Consider the following 19,055-nt stretch of genomic DNA (forward strand, 5'->3'; position numbering starts at 1 on the left):
TATGGCAACAGATAATGATTATAAAGGATACAGAGGCGAAACGCTTGCAACACTTCAGAAGTTTTCTGCGATGATTTGGAGCGACATTGAAGTGCTCACTTCGGACGGGACCTATTACGGCAGAGTTTTGCCCCGTTCCGAAACTGCGGATGACAAACACATTGTGATTAAACTTGTTTCAGGTTACAATATCGGAATTGCTGCTTCAAGGGTGCTTGATATAAAAGTAACGGGCAGGAAAGAGGCACATTACAAGATCCCCGAGAAAGAATTTCCATATGATCCCCGAAAGCCGAGAGTAAAACTTCTCGGAACGGGAGGTACCATCGCAAGTCGCCTCGACTACAGAACGGGTGCCGTGATTCCTGCATTTTCTCCGGGAGAACTCTACGGATCAGTCCCTGAACTTGCAGATATCTGCAATCTCGAAACGGAAAAACTGTACGGTGTCTTCAGTGAAAATATGGGACCTGAACAATGGATCGGAACTGCCGAAGCCATCGGGCGTGAAATCGAAAAGGGCGTTCAGGGCATTGTAATCGGCCACGGTACCGATACCATGCACCACACTGCAGCAATTCTATCGTTTATGGTCCAGAACTCACCTGTCCCGATCGTCATGGTGGGTTCTCAGCGCTCGAGTGACAGACCCTCTTCTGATGCAGCTCTGAATCTTATGCACAGCGTAAAAACCGCTGCCGAGAGTGATATTGCAGAAGTGCTGGTATGCATGTTCGGACCCACTTCCGATGACTACGGTTTGCTCCATCGTGGTACAAGAGTCAGGAAAATGCACTCGAGCTACAGATCCACTTTCAGAACAATCGGTGATATTCCCATTGCAATGGTGAGCCGGGAAACAATCACACCACTTCGGCAGGATTATAAAAGAAGAAGACACGATAAAAATGTGATAATTAATACTGCGTTTGAAGAGAAGGTGGGAATCGTCTATTACTATCCCAATATGAAACCCGATATTATCGATTCTTTGATCGACAACGGGTACCGGGGAATAGTAATTGCGGGAACGGGGCTGGGACATGTGAATAAACCTCTTTATCCTGCGTTAAAAAGAGCAAAGGAGAAAAATGTCGCTGTTTACATGACAGTACAGACACTTTGGGGTTATGTGCAGATGTATGTATATGACACAGGCAGAGATATGATGGAACTCGGAGTGGTACCTTGTGCGAATATGCTTCCGGAAGTGGCGTACATGAAACTCGGTTGGGCACTCGGTCAGACTGAGGACCTCGAGGTGGTGAAAAAGATAATGCTCACTCCCGTAAACGGCGAAATCACAGAACGGGAACCGAGCAACGGGTATCTCATCCTGCAGGGTGGAATCCCTGAAGTAGAGGAGTTTATTTCAAAATACAGAAAGTAATTTTTATTTAATATTTAATAAGAGAGATCCGTCATGCCGGAGAGATTGATTAACGAGATTATCAAGCTGCAGGAATTCAGGGATTTGCTCCTTAATACCACCAAAAAGTTTATCGATGTGTCGATTGAAGACCTTGACATACTTCTTGATGGTATCCTCAAGGATGTAGGAGAGTTTTTTCAATGTGACAGGAGTTATATTTTTCTGTTCGACCGTGAACGGCAGATAATGAACAACACTCATGAGTGGTGTGCAGAGGGCATTTCTCCAGAAAAGGAAAATTTACAAAATATTCCTTTCGACATGCTGCCTGAGTGGATGGAGGAACTTTCAAAAGACAGAAATATTCATATTCCACTTGTCTCGGAACTTCCGGAGTCATGGTCATCAGTCAGGGAGATACTTGAAGCGCAGGGGATTCAATCTCTCATCGTGGTGCCGATAATTTTTAATAAGGAAGTGATTGGTTTCAACGGCTTCGACTCTGTCAGAAATCAAAGATCCTGGCAGGAGGAGGAGATTAGCCTTTTAAGGATACTGGCAAACAATATAGCTTCTGCTGTGAGCAGAAGAGAGACCGATATTGAATTGATCAATGCCAAGAAAGCTGCTGAAAAGGCGAACATGGCAAAATCGGAATTCCTTGCAAACATGTCCCATGAAATAAGGACGCCTCTGAACGGTGTAATCGGGTTCACTGAGTTGTTGCTTAGCTCAAAGTTGGACGACAGCCAGAGATTGTATCTCGAAAATGCGATAACTTCAGCACATACTCTTCTATCGCTGCTTAATGATATTCTCGATTTTTCGAAAATAGAGGCGGGGAAACTTGAACTTGACGAGGTTTTAACCGATATCGTTTCGATAATTGAGCAAACTGCTGATGTGGTTAAACTTCAGGCAGCAATAAAAGGGATTGAACTAATGGTTAACATTGAACCGGGGATTCCCAGATTTGTTACAACCGATCCGGTAAGACTGCGTCAGATCCTTGTAAATCTGCTTAATAATGCCGTGAAATTTACAAACAAAGGCGAGGTGGAGATCAAAGTAACAAATGCAGGCATTAATGATTCAGAGAAGAGGATCCAATATCTTTTTGAGGTCAGGGATACCGGTATCGGAATCAGTGATGCGGATATGTCAAGGATTTTTAAGGCTTTTGAGCAAGCGGACACTTCGACCACAAGGAAGTTTGGCGGAACGGGTCTCGGACTTGTAATCTCGGGGAAATTGCTCGAGAAACTTGATTCAAAACTTCATGTTTCGAGCGAGCCGGGCAAAGGGAGCACCTTTAGTTTCATGTTGGATCTCCCACTCGCGCTTGTAGATCAGGAGGATCCGATCTCCATTCAGTCGATAAAGAAGGTGCTGGTTGTTGAAGACAACGATCAGAATTTGAAAATTTTGAAGGGGATGCTTTCCTATAAAGGAATAGCGGTGGAGACTTCGGGAGACGGGATTGACGCCCTCAAAAGAATCCGTACAGAGGGTGATTATGATGCCGTTCTGGTTGATATGAACCTCCCCTTCATGGATGGTATCGAGGTAATTAGCAATATCAGAAAAAAATTGAATCTTCAACCTGACGAACTTCCTGTTATACTTCTCGGGTCTTCCTCGGATGATCCCTTAATCAGGGAGGCTGCTTCCGGTTTGGGGATTCACTCAATTTTAATGAAGCCTCTTAAGATGGACGAGCTATATGCTGAGTTGGCGAAGATCAGTGATTCCGGTGAAAACCTGAAGGAGGTTGGAAAGAACGAACATGCTCATCCTCACCGAAAGGATCACAGTTCCAACATAATGCTGATTGCTGAGGATAATGAATTTAATCTTGTGCTCGCGAGATCTCTGATACACAGGAACTTCCCCGGGTTCTCAATTATTGAGGCGAGAAACGGCACCGAGGCAATCGAGCTATACAAATCTGAAAAGCCTGACATGATTTTAATGGACCTGCAGATGCCGGAGATGGACGGATTTCAGGCAACAAGAATTATCAGGAAAATGGAAGAAGACGATGGAACACACATCCCGATTATAGCCCTCACTGCAGGTGCTCACCAGGGAGAAAAAGAGAAATGTCTTGCAATTGGAATGGATGATTTCCTTACGAAGCCTGTAAAACTGGATACTTTTGTTGATACATTGCAGAGATTTCTTAAGAAAGATTGATCCCGTTTATATCGAGTCCGCAGTGTGAGCCGGTGCCTGTGAAGATTACTTCCGTACCCTCTTTCAGGGTAAGAGTGACGGCTGAGTTGAGACTTTCGGTTACTTTGGTCAGTCCGTTCATGAAATAAGGAGCGATCAGGTCGGATGCCTTGCCTCTATCAATCGTAAATTCCAGTGAAAATCTTCCTTTTGAGATCGTGGCAGATACCTTGCTTTCATCCACCTGAAACCCGGTCATTTTTGATCCGTTCCATGTTGCGAATGTGAACTGCCTCCCCTGATAGTGAAAAACCGAGAGGAATCCGGTAAAACTTCCTGTGAGCCAGGGTATTTTCGCGACCGAAAACATAAATGAAGTGTCACTGTTGTCGAAGTGGTTCGACTGACACCAGACATACCCTTCAGGAAATGAAGATCCCCAGTCCTTTTCAAGATATGCCTTTCCGCCTGTGAAGTCGATTAACCTTCCGTCCACATTGAGCGAGCCTGAAATTCCGGAAGACATCGAAAGAATTGCATGGTTGCATTCCATCATCGGGACATAAGAGTACCATCCCATAACATTGGGACTGAGGAGAGCAGCTTGAAATATCACCGGATCATGGAACGAAAGAGTGCCCTTTACCGTAATATCCCCTTTGAGATCAAGAATGATATTCTCGCGTGAAAAGTAATTGCTTCCAATATAAACTTTAAAATCTGAATCGTCTGATTCCAGATCCTTGATGTCATTAAATATTACACTTGACCGGTGTGAGGTGCCATCGAGAATCTGAGTGAAGCATTTTGCATCATCTCCTTTCACAATCGCAGGGATTATTGCAAGCACTTCTGTTTTTTCGGAATTAACAAGTTTGTAGAACCACCCCTCAAAAAAGAAATTTTTGTAACCTTCCCGGTGATAAACCCACGGTTTGAAGACCAGTCTGTAGTGGTTGTAGATTGCTTTAAGCATAATTGAACAATAAAGTGAAAAAAATCAGTTATTTTAGCATAACATTTATACAATATGCGAAAAATCAAAATGAAACAAAGACCAAATTTACTCAAAATGATAAGGGCACCGTTCCTGTCATCCATTCTTGCGCCACTTCTCTTCGGAACAATTGCCGCGGTAATTATCAAAGATGGTGCATTTTCTTTTCCCGGCTTCTTCTTTGTGCTTGTCATGGGAATTGGTCTTCATGCGGCAACAAATGTTTACAACGACATCTATGACACTATTCAGAGAACAGACAAACTGAATGTTCACCGGAACGAATTTAGCGGTGGCAGCGGCATTCTAGTTGATTTTCCTGACATGATGCCACGAATGTACAAAATTGCCCGTGTATCACTGGTGATTGCCCTCGCTGGTGCCATCGGGATCGCATTTTTTATTGACAAAAATCTTTATCCATGGCTTGCGGGGTTATATCTGTTGTCTGCATTCTTTGCGAAATATTACACTGCCGCTCCAGTTAAACTGGCATACAGAGGAATGGGTGAAGTGTCGGTTTGGTTTGCATTTGGTCCGATGGCAGTTCTTGTGGCAGCGGTGAGTCAAAATGTTCTTTTTGAACCATTAATACTACTGCTCATGCCAATCAGCGGACTCAGTACCCTCTCAATTTTGTGGATGGGGCAAATGATCGATCTGGACGCAGACAAAGCAACGGGAAAACTTGGTGCGGTATCAAGAATCGGAACAGGTCATTCACGGCTTGTTTATATCGTGATTCAATCTCTCCTGATTGCCAATATCATAATGATTCCGCTTTTTATCCCCAAGGCCGGGTATTTTGTTCTGATCTCCCTGTTGCCATATATTATGCTGTTTCCCAAAGTCGTGAAGATAATTATGCGTGAGCACTCGAATGCGAACGGCTTAAAGCCCGGAGCCGGAATGAATGTGATGGTTCATCTGCAACTTTCGATTTTGCTCATCCTTGGTTTATTGGGTGCTTTGCTTGCTTCTTCCTTTTAAAACCACTGAGCACACAGAGATCACAGAGGGAGGCTTTTAATCCCATTCTCTGTGTGCTCGGTGCGCTCTGTGGTTTATTTCGCTTTGGTATACTTTAGTTAGCTCAACTCAAAACTAATCAAGTTTTCCGTTTTTAAGTTCATCCGCCAGTTTGTTGGCTTTGTAAACTTTACGGATTGCCTCATACATCCCTTTTGAATCCACACCGACAGTTCTGTTCTCTTCGGGGAGATAAATAAAATTACCCACGAGGCTTTCAATGTTTCCGTCGAAAGCGAGTCCGATTACCTCGGCATTTTTGTTGATAATTGCACTTCCTGAGTTACCGCCAACTATGTCATTCGTTGAGACAAAGTTAAATGGTGTGGAGAGGTCGAGATCTTTTGGAATTTCAGACCATCTTTCGGGGAGTGAAAATGGATACTGTTTGTTGAAACTGAAAAAGCGGTCGTAAAGTCCGAAAAATGTCGTTTTCACGGGAGCAACAGTTCCATTGTAGTTGTATCCTTCCATCAATCCATCACTTATTCTGAGTGTCCGGTTGGCATCGGGTGAGATGGAGGTTCCGTACATTTTGTAAAGAATCTGACCGACGAGGCCGAAGGTTATGTTTTCTGTGTCATTCACTTCCTTCTGTCTTTCGCGTAACTGTTTAATCAGGTCGTAATTATCGGCAAAATGTTTTATGAAAGGATCATCGAGAGCCAGAATTTCTTCGGGTTTCATTGCGAAAAATGACTTAACTGTTTCTTTGTCTTTAAAGAGAGTCTTTGCAAGAAGAGCTTTTGCGGCTTCTTCGGAATTTTTCCCGTTGAATATTTTAGCAACAAGATCGTTGCTCTTACCGAGATTCAGGTCCATATAGTCAAGATTTATTACGAGTTTTGCTGCCTCGAGCACGGGATCGAAGTTTTTCGGGAAGATATTGCTGATCATATCTTTATACCGTTTCGATTGCAGGTTTGTATCCCTTTTTTCTTCAGGGAGCTGCATTTCGCGGGCGTATCTCACGAGTTCATAAGCAATCACCCAGTGTCTGGCAGAATAGGTGTTGTTGACGGAGAAAGCCGCCAGTTTTGTATCAATTTCTTTCATTTCAGCCCGGGTTGTGGCAATGCTTTTCCAGACATCACCGTATGTGGCTTTTAGTGAGGGGTCGGAATTTACAAACTCAAGGGCTTTTTTCTCGAAATCCTTTTTTCTGGCAATCAGATACGGATCGCAGAGAGCCTTGTAGGTTTGGGTTATGCTTTTCCAGCCGTTGGAGAAAGCAAGCCTGAGATTCTCATATTCTTCGGCTTTTGAAGGATTGGTTTTCTTAAGTTCGTCGAGTTTGAAATAGAGAGTATTCATCAGGAAAGAGCTGTTTCGGTACTGGATATCTCTCAGGTATTCAAGCTGGGCAACAGTTCTGAGACGGTTGGTTGAACCGGGATTGCCAACTGTAAAAACCAGTTCGCCCTCGACAGCACCGTTTTCACTCCATTTGAAGAAGTTTTTGCTCTTTACAGGTTTACCGTTTTCATCATAGACTCTGTAGAAAGTGCAGTCAAGGTTGTATCGTGGAAAGGTGAAATTGTCGGGATCTCCTCCGAAGTAGCCAATTCCTTCCTCGGGTTGGAAGACAAGCCGCACATCTTTAAATACCTTAAATCCCTGAACAAAGAAGAGGCTGCCGTTATAGTAGGTGGTAACATCGCATTTAAGTCCTGTTTCCTTCTCGTATTTTGCCTTGGTCTCTTTCATCATCTTTTCACGGATCGAGATTTTCTCTTTCAGATCCTTTCCTTTGTTGATTTCGGAGGTGATCTGTTCGGTTACATCCTGAAGGAAGACCAGTTGTTCAGCCACATAGTTGGGGATTTTTCTCTCTTCTTCGAGAGTTGCAGCGATGAAACCTGTTTTGGCGAGGTCTTCCCCCTCTTTTTGAACCTGTCTTTGTACTCCTCTTGCACAATGGTTGTTGGTCATTACAAGACCGTCTTCAGAGACAAAGGATGCAGTACACCCGGGAATTCTGAGTGCAGAGAGGCGAACATCATCAAACCATTCCTTTGCTGCTTCGAAACCATATTTTTCTTTTAGATACTGGTACGGAGGGAACTCAAAAGTCCACATTTTGCCGGTGTCATATTTCCCGGCCTTAACGGTATCAGGATTAAACGAATATTGTGCATTTAGGCTTTGGAACAGAAATGCCAGTGTGAATAATAGTGCAAGGGATCTTTTGAACATTCTTTGAACCTTTGTTAGTTGAGTTTTTTGAAATAATTAGAATTTTTGTTTGCCAATGTTATTTGCCGGAATTCGCCCGGGATAATACGGTTGCAGATCAGACAGTCCTGTTCTCCAAATCAAGCAGCCATTTCTTTTTGTCCAAACCACCGCCATAACCTGTGAGTGATCCGTTGGAACCGATAACTCTGTGGCAGGGAATTACTATGCTTATCAGGTTGTCACCGTTGGCATTCGCGACAGCTCTTACAGCCGAAGGTTTCCCGATTGCAGTTGCCTGTTCCTTGTAAGAACGGGTTTTACCAAAGGGGATATCCATCAGGGCTTTCCAAACCTGTTTTTGAAATGGGGTGCCTGTCAGAACGAGATTCAGATCGAATGCAGTCCTCTTTCCTTTAAAATATTCATCAAGTTGAAGCTTTAGACTGGTCAGATGATCATTTTCACCTTCTATCATTTCATCTTTCAGTTTTTTCCTCAACTTCTCGAGTTGGACGGTTCCTTTTTCCGAGGCAAATTCCACAAAAGTGATGCCTTCTTCATTCGCACCGAGGAGAAGTTCCCCGACGGGGCTCCTCATTGTTGTCTTGAAAATCATAATGTTACTTCTTTCGTTTGTTAAAAAATCCGAGAATTGCTCCGAGGCACACAGACCACAGGGCGGCGAGTCCTATCTGATACGGTTTTGGCAGCATAAAAGTGACGGTATGAGCCGGAAGCCAGAACCAGATGAGAGAATAAAGTCCTTTATCGATATTCGCCCAATTGATCTTTCCTGCGATGAGATTATCAAGCAACCGGTGTAAAAGAACGAGAAGAACGCCAAACTGCGCATTCATAGCAAAAGAGACGGCGAAAGCGTGCGTGAAATTATTCAGTTCAGGAAGCAGTCCCGCTGTAACCAGTCCTTCCACAAATGACTTGTAGCCGGTAAACGCATATTTAATCAAAACCGCAAGGAATGCCCACTCAACAAACTTCAGCAGAAGTTCATGAGTCTTATATGGCATGAATGGTTTTTTATTGATTATCCAGGAAGCGATCATGTCACCCAGGGTACCAAGAATGGCGAACTGGATCATGGCTGAAACGATCGGGTGAAGTGTTACTATGTCAATGTACCATTGCATCGAACAGGAAAATCCGGAATCTGTAAAAAAAATTGTATACTGATTGTTAAAATTAATGAAAAAAGATAAACTTATATTAAGTTTACAACTCGATTGATTTAAAAATAAGAGAAAAAAGATATGAATCAGACGATAGAAAAATTTATTTCAGGAAAGTCATTCGTTCTTGCCGGAGTGTCGAAAGATTCCCGGAAATTTGGAAATGCCATACTTAAGGAACTTGTCAGCAGAGGCTTTACTGTTTATCCTGTTCATCCATCACTTGACAGTGTTGAAGGGGTGAAATGTTACAGAAGTCTCGATCTTGTGGTGGAATTCACACAGTCGTTGATCGTGTGTGTAAAACCTGAAAATGCCGTTTCCGTGGTAAAGGAAGCTGCTGCCGCAGGATTCAAATCGGTCTGGTTGCAGCAGGGTTGCGGGACTGAAGAAGTGAAGGCTGCTGCAGAAAAAGCCGGGCTCGAAGTGGTTGCCGGGAAGTGTATTCTTATGTACACCGAACCCGTCGGTGGTTTACACAAATTTCACAGAGGTATAGTCAGGCTTTTTGGTAAATATTGATTAATTTTCCGAAGCCACTTAATATTATATTATATTTAAGGTTGAGTTTATACATTTTCCCGAAAAAAATGTCTGTTAATCTTACATTTATCAATTAACAAATTTGAGATGTAAAAATGAAATGTCCCGAATGCGGAAAAGAAACACCGTCAAATAAAAGTCACTGTCAGGAATGTGGAGCAAAATTGAAAACAGAATTCAGAACATGCGCAAACGGTCATCAATATTCAGGTGACTACTGTCCTTATTGTCCGGCTGAAGACCGGCTTAGCGGAATCCCCACGGTAGTGGAAGAGAGACCGGCACCTTTGTCAGAAGACAGAACCGTTATCGAAAAAAGTGGTCCTTCCGTCTCCGCCTACCAATCCTCTTCATCATCTCCTTCACTGGGTGACAGAACCGAAATCGTAACCCCGTCAAAGCAACCATTGCCCGGGCAGCCAATGCTTGCACCACTCGGCAGCGAAAAAGTGAATCCGGCAGGAAGAAAAATAGTCGGTTTTCTCGTCAGTTACGACATAGATCCCCTTGGAATGGTTTACAATTTGTATGAAGGAAGAAATCTCATAGGCAGAATTCATCCGGCATCGGTTCTCATTCCAAACTCGAGTGTTAGTGACAAACACGCCCTGATACTTTACAGAGACGAAAAATTTTATCTTGCGGACGAACTCTCGACAAACGGTACCTTTGTTAATGGTGAGATGATCGAAGAAAAAGTGAAGCTCGCTGACCGTGACGAGGTAAAATTTGGAGAAATAAAAACAAGATTCATCATTATTTAGTCTGAACAGGCAGTTCAAACTTTTTATCGATAAATTGAGAAAGAACTTAAGATGAAAAAAGTAATTCATTCTGTTTTTGCAAGGGCATTGTTTTCAAATCTGCTGTTTGCCGTTCTTCTTCTCTCAGCACCATTTCAGGCAGATGGACAGGGATTGAATGCAAGATACATCAAGAGCAACACAAAGGAGTTTCCGAGGAACACCCTCACTTCGCTGCTCGTGTACGACAATTATGGAGTTGCGGTAAAGGGACTCGACAAGGGAAACTTCACTGCATTTCTCGACGGCAAGGAAGGAAAGATCAACTCGGTTTCCACCCTGGCAGCCACGGGTAAAGGAATATACACAGTCCTATGCATCGATGTATCGGGTTCAATGAAGGGGAAGCCGATAGAGGATTCGAAAGCCGCGGTATTGCGGTTTATCAATGAACTCGGTGACAAGGATTATCTCGCCATTTACAGTTACGGCGAGGATGCCAATCTGGTCGCAGATTTCAGTAACGACAAAGGTTATCTCTCTGATCAGGTGAAGAAACTTGCAGCAAGAGATCCACACACCTCCCTCTTCTATGGAGCCAACAAAGGACTTGAGAAACTCCGTGACAAAGCAAAAGCAGATGAACCGGTAAATCTTATAATCATTGGTGACGGCAACAACGACAGTCCCAATGGTGCTTACTCGATTGATGATGTAATCTCCAAAGCAAAAGAAATTGGTGTGCCCGTTTTTACTTTTGGTTACACTTCCGCTGACAGAATTTCCCTCCAGAACCTTGAGAAAATAGGAAATGAAACAGGCGGCAGATATTATGATTCCCCGGGGAAGGAACAGCTTGATGAAAACTTTAAAAAGATGCGTGACAACATCATGAATATCTACATCCTTTCCTATGCGGTCTATGATCTCGAGGGAAAAGGACAGGATGCCAATGGAGTCTATACTGTAAAAAAAGACCCGCTCAAAAGTGAAGTGACCGGAAAGGTCAACCTGCCCCCTTCAAAAGCCGCCGCAAAACCGGAGGACAGCACCGAATTCCCTCTGCTTTATGTATTGATTGCTGCAGGGGCGCTTCTTCTTGTTGGTGGAATAGTGCTTATAGTTACTAGTTCGAACAAGAAAAAACGACAGGAAGCCGAAAGACGCCGCCGTCAGGAAGAGGAAGCTGAAGCAGCAAAACTCGCTTTACAGAGAGAAAAAGAGGAGTTTGAGAAGGCAAAATCACCCGTCGAAACTCCGGTTCGTCCCGTTTCAACTTCGGGGAGAACCATGGTGGAGGAACCGTTCGCACCTACTGTAACCGAACAGGGTGACGCCGGCAGAACTGTGATAGTAAGACCCGGTCAGGGATCGGCAGGCGTTTCCACACTCTATATGGATGTAAAAGTTGGGGAACTTGCCGGACAACAGTTTACAGTCACAAAATCAGGAGCCATTGTCGGCAGATCGCAGGCTGATGCCACTTTGGTGCTGCCTGTATCAACTGTATCAAAAAGACATGCAAAAATTTCCTGGACAAATGCCGGCTTCGTAATAGAAGACCTTAATTCATCGAACGGTGTCTTTGTGAATATGAACAGGATAACAGGACCCGTGCTGATTTCAGACGGAAATTCATTTAAGATTGGTGGCTGCGAAGGTCACTTCAGACTAAAATAGCCGGGAAAAGGAAATGGCAGATAAAATTAAACTCGAGTTTGGGAACAGATCTGATGTCGGTCAGGTAAGAAAGGCGAATGAAGACTATTTCGGCTACTACAGCGGTGTATTTGGCGAACTCTTCATTGTTTGTGATGGCATGGGCGGGTACAAAGGAGGCAAGGTTGCTTCCACTACCGCAGTTGAAGCCATAAAGAAGCACTTCGAGGGAGTGAAACCGGGTGCCGACCTCAGAATGGAGCTCTTCAATTCCCTGAAACTTGCTGACAGAGAGATTTCCGTCAAAGCGGAAGAAGACCCTGAACTCGGAAGAATGGGCTCGACTGCAGTGGTTGTGCTTATTAACAACAATCACCTCTATTTTGCGCACATCGGAGACAGCAGAATATACCGCATCCGTGATGATGAGATAGAGAGACTGACACGGGATCATTCTCTTGTGCAGGAGATGGTTGACAGTAAAATTATCACCGAGGAGCAGGCTGAACATCACCCACAAAAAAATGTAATTCTTCGCTCTCTTGGTCCCAACGGCAACTCTGAACCGCAGGTCGATCCCAGGGATGAGGTGTTGTTTAAGGATGATTTCATTGTCCTCTGCTCGGATGGATTGACGGGTCATGTGGAAGACAGGGAGATCAGGGATATTGTGCTGAAGAATCCTCCCATCGAAGCATGTAACAAACTTGTGAATCTTGCAAATGAGCGTGGTGGCAAGGACAACATTACAGTTCAGGTTATCAAAGTCGCTGACGGGAAAAAGAAGGCTGCAAGTCTGAAGGACAAGGCAAAAATCACACAGGCAGGGATAGTTGCAGGTGTTGCGCTGCTGGTGCTGATTCTGTGGTATGTCTTAAGCAACTTTAATCAGAAAGTTGAGATTCCCGAATCAAAGGAAACTGTAAAAACGGCACAAGACACAGCACAAGCGAAAAACCCCGCTGACACTTCCGGTCAGTCAGATAATAAACGGGAAGACAAAAAGACGGACAAAACTGATACCAAACAAGGCAATGGAAACTAACCCAACGACAAAGATTTTATGTTTACAGAAAACCAGATAATAAAAGACGAATACAGAATAATCCGTAAAATCGGTGAAGGCGGAATGGGTACGGTATATCTTGCCGAGGATATCCATATGCAGCAGGAAGTGGCGATAAAATTGCTGCATCCGGCACTTACCACTGATCCGGAAATCGTCGAAAGGTTTAAAACTGAAGCCAAGGCACAGTATAAACTGACACATCCGTATATCGTCAAACTTACCCGGCTGGTTCAGTATGGTGATGACTATTTCATCGTAATGGAATATGTTGATGGCATGACTCTTAAAGAGATGCTGCGGAAAACGGGACTGCTTCCGGAAGACAGGGCGCTGCCGATATTTCATAAAATTCTTCGCGGTCTTGCATATGCCCACTCACAAGGAATTATTCACCGTGACATAAAGCCCGGAAATATCATCATTGATGGTAAAAGCGGTAACCCGAAGATTACCGATTTTGGTATAGCCAAGATTCTTGGCGACAAGGGGATGACGCAGACAGGCACGAAACTCGGAACTGTCTACTACATGTCTCCCGAACAAATAAAGAACCCGAAGGCGGTCGATCAAAGAACGGATGTCTATTCGCTTGGTGTGACTCTCTACGAAATGTTGACCGGGAACCTCCCCTTCAACACGGGTCTGGATTCAGAGTATGATCTGATGAACGAGATCGTGAATACACCTATAAAAAACCCCCTGGACTACTATCCTCATATCTCTCCCGGCGTGGTAAAAATGATTTATCACATGACTGCCAAGGACAAATCAACGAGATTTGGTCATTGTGAGGAGTATATCGATTTTCATCTTCGAAATGCAAACGAAGATAAACAAACCCCGTCACAGAAGGTATCCAGCGGTTCAGCTTCATTTCTCCTTTTGCTTGCCCTTACAGCCGTTGTGGTTCTCCTCTTTATTTTTGGTAACGATCTTACCAAAATGATCAAAGGAGGTAAAATAGTGAAGGATACCGTTACGGTAAACAAGGACTCAATTGACAAGGTTGAGTTTGACAAACTGCAACGGGAAAAAGAGAAGATGAGAAGAGACAAGGAAGCGAAAGCTAAAAAAGATTCGATTGACGCCGCAAAGGCTGATACCGTGAAGAAGAAAAAACCGGCAGTCGATGAGGAGACAATTCCCCCCGACTCAACTCAAAATTGAGGTGGACAATGTTCGAAACTGTTGACAGAAAATATTATAATCATATCAGACTGGGAGCAATTGTTTTTGCAACAGTTGTAGTGCTTTTTCTCCTTGTCGATTACCTGGCATTTTCCTCGAAAGAGAAGGGAGTGGAGGCAGCTCTTAACCCTGCCGACTTGCAGGTTGTTCAGTTTACGGGAGATACTCTTGAAATATCCATTCCCATGATAGTAAAGAATAATCTTGCCCTCGCAATCACTCCGGGGCAATTTGATGTGAAATTCGGTGGCAAGAGTGTAATTCCTGATAAAGCCGATTTTTCAATAGGAGCCGGCGAGTCTGATACCATCAACATACCTCTGCTTTTTTTATTTAAAGGAAAAGACTCCCTGCATCAACCGCTGCCGCTGGAAATTTCACTGAAGACAGGAATTTTTTACAGGAGCTGGGATGTCTCTTATTCCGGAAAAATTTCACCCGAGTCGATACTCGGAAAAATAATGAGCGAGACAGGCAAAGCCTTTGCTGACGGAAGCCGGCATATCTCCGGTAAATTTAAGGAAACCGGGGGAAATGTGAAATCCACTATCACCGTTAAAAATCCTTTCCCCTATCCCGTCACCGTATCTTTCGATGGAAAACCGATTCTCAACACGGGGTCCAAAAAAGGGGTCTCTGCCTCCTCGACACCCGAGCCTGTAGTGGTTGCACCCGGGAAAAGTGAGGAAATAGTTCTGGTCTTTGCCCATAAACCTGAAAATAAATCTCCGGATAAGGGAAAAGAGAAAAAACAGACAAAAGGTTACCAAATAGGTGGCAATTTGATTATTAAAGTTCTTGATATGCAGGAAAAAAGAAGCAAAATGATCACTCTTGAGGAGGGGAACTAAAAAGTAACGGTTTTATCCGCCCAAACCACCATATTCAGACAATCCACCATGGTGGAAACGGGGCATGAAGTGGTATCCTCAAGTTGTCGTGATTTCAGGCAGGTGCCACATGCGAGAAGTTCACCGCCGAGAGAGACAAAGAGTTTAAGTTGTTCATCCACATTGTATTTTTCATGAGTAAGTCCCTCGCATTCTACAGCCTCACCCATCAGGAAAACTTTTGTTTCATGTCCTTGCTTCAATGAGGTAACCGCAAAACGGAAAGCATTCCACGCTTTTTCAAATTCTTTTGTTTCGATAATAATTCCGATTTTCATTTCTCTTCCGATCTAAAAAGTTATTCTTCGTCACTCAGTAAAAAATTATTGCTTATTGCCTTAAATGAGAATCTCTTCCCCGAAGTGGTTCTGAAAACCAGACCTTCGCGGTTTGCATCGGGATTCAGGGCAGATTTTCCGTTTGCCATTGTCAGTATTTCATCGACAGATTGAGGGAGTTGGAGCGCCTCCTCAATTACTGGGACGGTTGCCAGACCAAATTCATCGATTATCGATTTGAACGAAGGGTAGTCGAAATATTCATATTTATCGATATCGAAGGCATCGAAGAATTTTATGGTTTGCCCGCGAAGTCTGTAGATGTTTTTTTGTATCCCCTCACCGATAAGTTCACCCTGCAGGGCAATATTTCTTCCAAGGTTCCGAAGTTTGTTCTCGATGTCCAGCTCTTTAACGACACACCAGTAGGTGTTTTCGGGATTTTCGACCAGCTCGAGATTCCTTGAACAGATGCCAAACTGACCATCCTTAAGATAAATCGTAATCGAAGTACCATCCACTTTTTCGGTGACATAAAATAGTGAATCTTTATAGTTGGGAAGGGAATCGATGAGATTTTGAATTCTTTCTTCATCAGTCTTGCTAATGAAACCGGGGAATGGACCTTTAACCTCACCGGCGAGCTGGGCGGGAATCGGGGGCTCATACTTCAGGATGCCGAGAATATCAGTGACATCGGTTCCCGGAGGCGGCACTTCGGGATAACCGGGGAGTGATGAAACGGGGATGAGTAATCCCTGGCTTATTACGCCTCGCAATTTTATGGTTTTCAGTCTGAATCCCTCGGTACCGTCGGACATCTTTTTATAAGATGACTTGCGAAGGAACTCGAATTCCGGTTTTACGGGGAGGAAGGAATCAACTTCACAATAGATTGCCGGGTCTCCCGGTTTGAATTCATCTTTTTTGATGACGACTTTCCAGCCGAGAACCGAGGCGACCTGGATTCTGTCAGCACCTTCAATCGGCTGCACATCTGATATAATCTGAATTGTTGCAAGTTTTCTCATTCTATCCTGATTCCTTAAAAATTACCACTCTAATTTAAGCATCAATTCATTAAAAATGGATCAGAGCGGTCTTAAAACCGGAAAAAATTTTTCGCAAAAACAACCGGTTCATAAAACTCTGACCACCGTGTCAAAAGTGCATTCTCTCGTAAAATTTCCGTAAGTTTAAAGATACAATTTTTTGAAATCAGGAACAGTATTATGATATCAGATGCAATAAAACCCGCCGTAAGAACCGACAATATCACCTATGCGATCAGAGATATTTTACTTGTGGCAGATGAAGTGGCAAAAACAGGTAAAGAGATGCTTTATTTGAATATTGGTGACCCCAATATTTACGATTTTGAACCGCCCCGTCACCTGGTTGAGGCCTCTTACAGGGCAATGTTGATGAATAAAAATGGTTACGCCCCCTCTTCGGGTATAAAGGAAGCCGTTCAGGCAATCAGGGATGAAGGCGAAAAAAAAGGAATTAAAAACATCCGTGATGTCTTCGTTACACACGGAGCAAGTGAAGCCATAGATATTTGTCTGACGGCACTTGTAAACGATGGCGAGAATGTCCTCACTCCGACACCGGGATACCCCCTTTATACAGCGATTTCCGCGAAACTTTCCGCCTACGAAAATCCTTACTACCTTGATGAATCAAACGGATGGCAACCCGATATTGATGACATAAAGAAAAAAATAAACAGCAAGACAAAAGCGATTGTCCTCATTAATCCAAACAATCCGACAGGCTCTCTTTACAAAAAAGAGATTCTTGAAGAGATCATCAAGGTGGCTGAAGAGAACAATCTGGTGATTTTTGCCGACGAAATTTACGATAAACTCCTTTTCGATGGCCAGAAACACATTTCGATAGCATCGCTCAATTCGGTAGTTCCGATGATTACATTCGGCGGGCTTTCCAAGAATTACATGGTTCCCGGTTTCAGAATAGGCTGGGGAATTGTAAGCGGAAATGAAGCCAAACTGAAGGATTATCTTGGAGCCATAAACAGAATTTTAAGATCCAGGCTTTCGGCAAACCACCCTGAACAATACGGAATCAAGATAGCTCTTGAAGGTGACCAGTCACACCTCGTTGAAGCAATGAAAAAACTTCAGGTGAGAAGGGACATTACTTTTGAAATGTTGAATCAGGTTGAAGGAATCAGTTGCGTTAAACCTGAAGGTGCTTTTTACGCTTTCCCAAAGATCGAAACGGACAAGACAGACTTTGAATTTGTTACCGGCCTGATAAAAGAGACAGGTGTTGTTGTGGTACATGGCAGCGGATTTGGTCAGGTTCCGGGAACAAGACACTTCAGAGTGGTGTTTTTACCTGAGGATGATATATTGAGAAGAGCATATAAAAAGATTGGCGATTTCTACGGCAAGTTTGCTTAAAGTCTTTAATATATCTATATTTAAAGTTTGATTTATCGTACTTTCACGGACAAGTTTGGATAACATTAACATCACAATATTACCCGGTGGCACTACAATTGTCACCGAGCATGTACCTTATGTGCAGTCATTTTCGCTGGGCTTCTGGTACAATACGGGTTCATGTGATGAGACCATTGAAACGAGTGGCATCTCACATTTCCTCGAACATATGCTGTTTAAAGGCACAAAGCGGCGCACTGCAAAGAAGATATCCGACGATATCGAATCTCTCGGTGGTTACATCAATGCTTTTACAGCCAAAGAGCATACATGCTATTATGCCAGAGGGATGGCTTCCAATCTCGGGAAGACATTCGATGTAATAGCTGACATGGTGCAATATCCACTCATGCGTGAGAAGGATATCAAGAACGAGATTGGTGTTATTCTTGACGAGTTAAACGATTTAAATGACAATCCTGATGAACTGATCTTCGACAAATTCGAAGAGCTGGTTTTCCCGGGTCTGCCTCTTGGATACTCAATTTTGGGTTCAGAGCAGACCATTTCGTCGTTTAGTCATGATATGGTGAGTACACATCACGCTCATCACTATACACCGGGGAATCTGCTGATTTCCGCTTCGGGTAACATTACCCATGAACAGCTTGTGAAGCTGGCTCAGAAGCATCTGCACAAATCGACAATTCGTGCTGAAATAAAGAGGGATTACGCAGGAACTCATCCGGGTATCGAGCATGTGATGCTGAGAGAGACCGAGCAGGTTTATTCGATTATGGGAGCAAAAAGTGTCGGCTACAACAGCGGACAGAGGTTGCCTCTTAATATTCTTTCCCTGATTCTCGGGGAAGGAACGAGCAGCAGACTCTATCAGAACATAAGAGAAAAACTCGGAATTACATATCAGATTAACAGCTTTATCAATTTTTACAAAGATGCCTCTTCGTTTGGCATCTATTTCTCGACAAATACCGGGAATTTTGACAAAGCGATGAAGAATATAGAAAAAGAGCTCAACAAGTTCAGGGAAAGAGAAATCGATCCCCGTGAACTAAAAAGAGCAAAAGAGTATTTGAAAGGAAGCATCCTTCTGACACTCGAAAGCACTTCCAACAGAATGATCAGAATGGCCAATCTGTTACTGAATCACGGGAGAATAATCCCTGTTGAAGAAGTGATACAAAAAATTGATGCAGTAACGGCGGAAGAGATAAAAGTTCTTGCCGACGATCTGCTTAGATTCGAAAATTTTACAAAAGTGTTTATTAAACCGCAAACCAAACTGATAACTACCGCAGCATAGGAGAAGACCTGA

At 43.5% G+C, this 19,055-nt stretch carries 17 protein-coding genes; 11 read left to right on the top strand and 6 right to left on the bottom strand.

The window, feature by feature from the left end:
• Position 1 precedes the first annotated feature (1 nt).
• Both gatD and J0L60_04630 read left to right on the top strand, forming a co-directional pair.
• On the top strand, positions 2-1,390 hold the full coding sequence (gene gatD / locus J0L60_04625; GenBank protein MBN8545400.1) for a Glu-tRNA(Gln) amidotransferase subunit GatD: 1,389 nt from the start codon (positions 2-4) through the stop codon (positions 1,388-1,390).
• Between the two features lie 33 nt (positions 1,391-1,423).
• The gene (locus tag J0L60_04630; GenBank protein MBN8545401.1) at positions 1,424-3,568 is read left to right on the top strand and encodes a response regulator; all 2,145 of its coding nucleotides are present in this window, start codon (positions 1,424-1,426) and stop codon (positions 3,566-3,568) included.
• On the opposite strand, the gene J0L60_04635 is transcribed toward J0L60_04630, so the two are convergent.
• Positions 3,555-4,523: a hypothetical protein gene (locus tag J0L60_04635; protein MBN8545402.1), complete on the bottom strand. Its 969-nt coding sequence runs from the start codon at positions 4,521-4,523 to the stop codon at positions 3,555-3,557. The two genes, J0L60_04630 and J0L60_04635, sit on opposite strands and share 14 nt — an antisense overlap.
• Positions 4,524-4,592: 69 nt before the next feature.
• On the opposite strand from J0L60_04635, the gene J0L60_04640 reads away from it, so the two are divergent.
• Positions 4,593-5,534 (top strand): prenyltransferase, encoded by a 942-nt coding sequence (locus J0L60_04640; protein MBN8545403.1) that lies wholly within the window; start codon positions 4,593-4,595, stop codon positions 5,532-5,534.
• A 114-nt stretch (positions 5,535-5,648) separates the two neighbouring features.
• Here the strand turns inward: J0L60_04640 and J0L60_04645 are convergent, their stop codons facing one another.
• The 3 genes from J0L60_04645 to J0L60_04655 form a co-directional block, all read right to left on the bottom strand.
• A complete protein-coding gene (locus J0L60_04645; GenBank protein MBN8545404.1) occupies positions 5,649-7,769 on the bottom strand; it encodes a S46 family peptidase in 2,121 nt (706 codons plus the stop codon).
• Between the two features lie 97 nt (positions 7,770-7,866).
• Positions 7,867-8,367 carry a methylated-DNA--[protein]-cysteine S-methyltransferase gene (locus tag J0L60_04650; protein MBN8545405.1) on the bottom strand — a complete coding sequence of 167 codons (501 nt, stop codon included), beginning with the start codon at positions 8,365-8,367 and terminating at the stop codon, positions 7,867-7,869.
• A 4-nt stretch (positions 8,368-8,371) separates the two neighbouring features.
• The gene (locus tag J0L60_04655) at positions 8,372-8,899 is read right to left on the bottom strand and encodes a hypothetical protein (GenBank protein MBN8545406.1); all 528 of its coding nucleotides are present in this window, start codon (positions 8,897-8,899) and stop codon (positions 8,372-8,374) included.
• A 120-nt stretch (positions 8,900-9,019) separates the two neighbouring features.
• On the opposite strand from J0L60_04655, the gene J0L60_04660 reads away from it, so the two are divergent.
• The 6 genes from J0L60_04660 to J0L60_04685 all read left to right on the top strand — a co-directional run bounded on the left by J0L60_04660 (position 9,020) and on the right by J0L60_04685 (position 14,991).
• Positions 9,020-9,460 carry a CoA-binding protein gene (locus tag J0L60_04660; GenBank protein MBN8545407.1) on the top strand — a complete coding sequence of 147 codons (441 nt, stop codon included), beginning with the start codon at positions 9,020-9,022 and terminating at the stop codon, positions 9,458-9,460.
• A 185-nt stretch (positions 9,461-9,645) separates the two neighbouring features.
• Positions 9,646-10,245 carry an FHA domain-containing protein gene (locus tag J0L60_04665; GenBank protein ID MBN8545408.1) on the top strand — a complete coding sequence of 200 codons (600 nt, stop codon included), beginning with the start codon at positions 9,646-9,648 and terminating at the stop codon, positions 10,243-10,245.
• A gap of 51 nt (positions 10,246-10,296) precedes the next feature.
• Positions 10,297-11,904, top strand: a complete 1,608-nt coding sequence (locus J0L60_04670; protein ID MBN8545409.1) for a VWA domain-containing protein — start codon at positions 10,297-10,299, stop codon at positions 11,902-11,904.
• Between the two features lie 13 nt (positions 11,905-11,917).
• Positions 11,918-12,928, top strand: a complete 1,011-nt coding sequence (locus tag J0L60_04675) for a Stp1/IreP family PP2C-type Ser/Thr phosphatase (GenBank protein ID MBN8545410.1) — start codon at positions 11,918-11,920, stop codon at positions 12,926-12,928.
• Between the two features lie 18 nt (positions 12,929-12,946).
• The gene (locus J0L60_04680; protein ID MBN8545411.1) at positions 12,947-14,119 is read left to right on the top strand and encodes a serine/threonine protein kinase; all 1,173 of its coding nucleotides are present in this window, start codon (positions 12,947-12,949) and stop codon (positions 14,117-14,119) included.
• 8 nt (positions 14,120-14,127) lie between these two features.
• Entirely contained in the window at positions 14,128-14,991 is an 864-nt protein-coding gene (locus J0L60_04685; GenBank protein ID MBN8545412.1) for a hypothetical protein, read from the top strand.
• Here the strand turns inward: J0L60_04685 and J0L60_04690 are convergent.
• Positions 14,988-15,308, bottom strand: coding sequence for a DsrE family protein (locus J0L60_04690; protein MBN8545413.1), 321 nt, complete (start codon positions 15,306-15,308; stop codon positions 14,988-14,990). The genes J0L60_04685 and J0L60_04690 overlap by 4 nt on opposite strands.
• A gap of 20 nt (positions 15,309-15,328) precedes the next feature.
• Positions 15,329-16,339: an RNA ligase (ATP) gene (locus tag J0L60_04695; GenBank protein MBN8545414.1), complete on the bottom strand. Its 1,011-nt coding sequence runs from the start codon at positions 16,337-16,339 to the stop codon at positions 15,329-15,331.
• A gap of 201 nt (positions 16,340-16,540) precedes the next feature.
• On the opposite strand from J0L60_04695, the gene J0L60_04700 reads away from it, so the two are divergent.
• A complete protein-coding gene (locus J0L60_04700; protein ID MBN8545415.1) occupies positions 16,541-17,737 on the top strand; it encodes an aminotransferase class I/II-fold pyridoxal phosphate-dependent enzyme in 1,197 nt (398 codons plus the stop codon).
• Positions 17,738-17,792: 55 nt separating this feature from the next.
• On the top strand, positions 17,793-19,043 hold the full coding sequence (locus tag J0L60_04705) for an insulinase family protein (GenBank protein ID MBN8545416.1): 1,251 nt from the start codon (positions 17,793-17,795) through the stop codon (positions 19,041-19,043).
• Positions 19,044-19,055: the final 12 nt, after the last annotated feature.

Source organism: Ignavibacteria bacterium, assembly GCA_017302895.1.
Taxonomy (GTDB): Bacteria; Bacteroidota; Ignavibacteria; order Ignavibacteriales; family Ignavibacteriaceae; genus UTCHB3.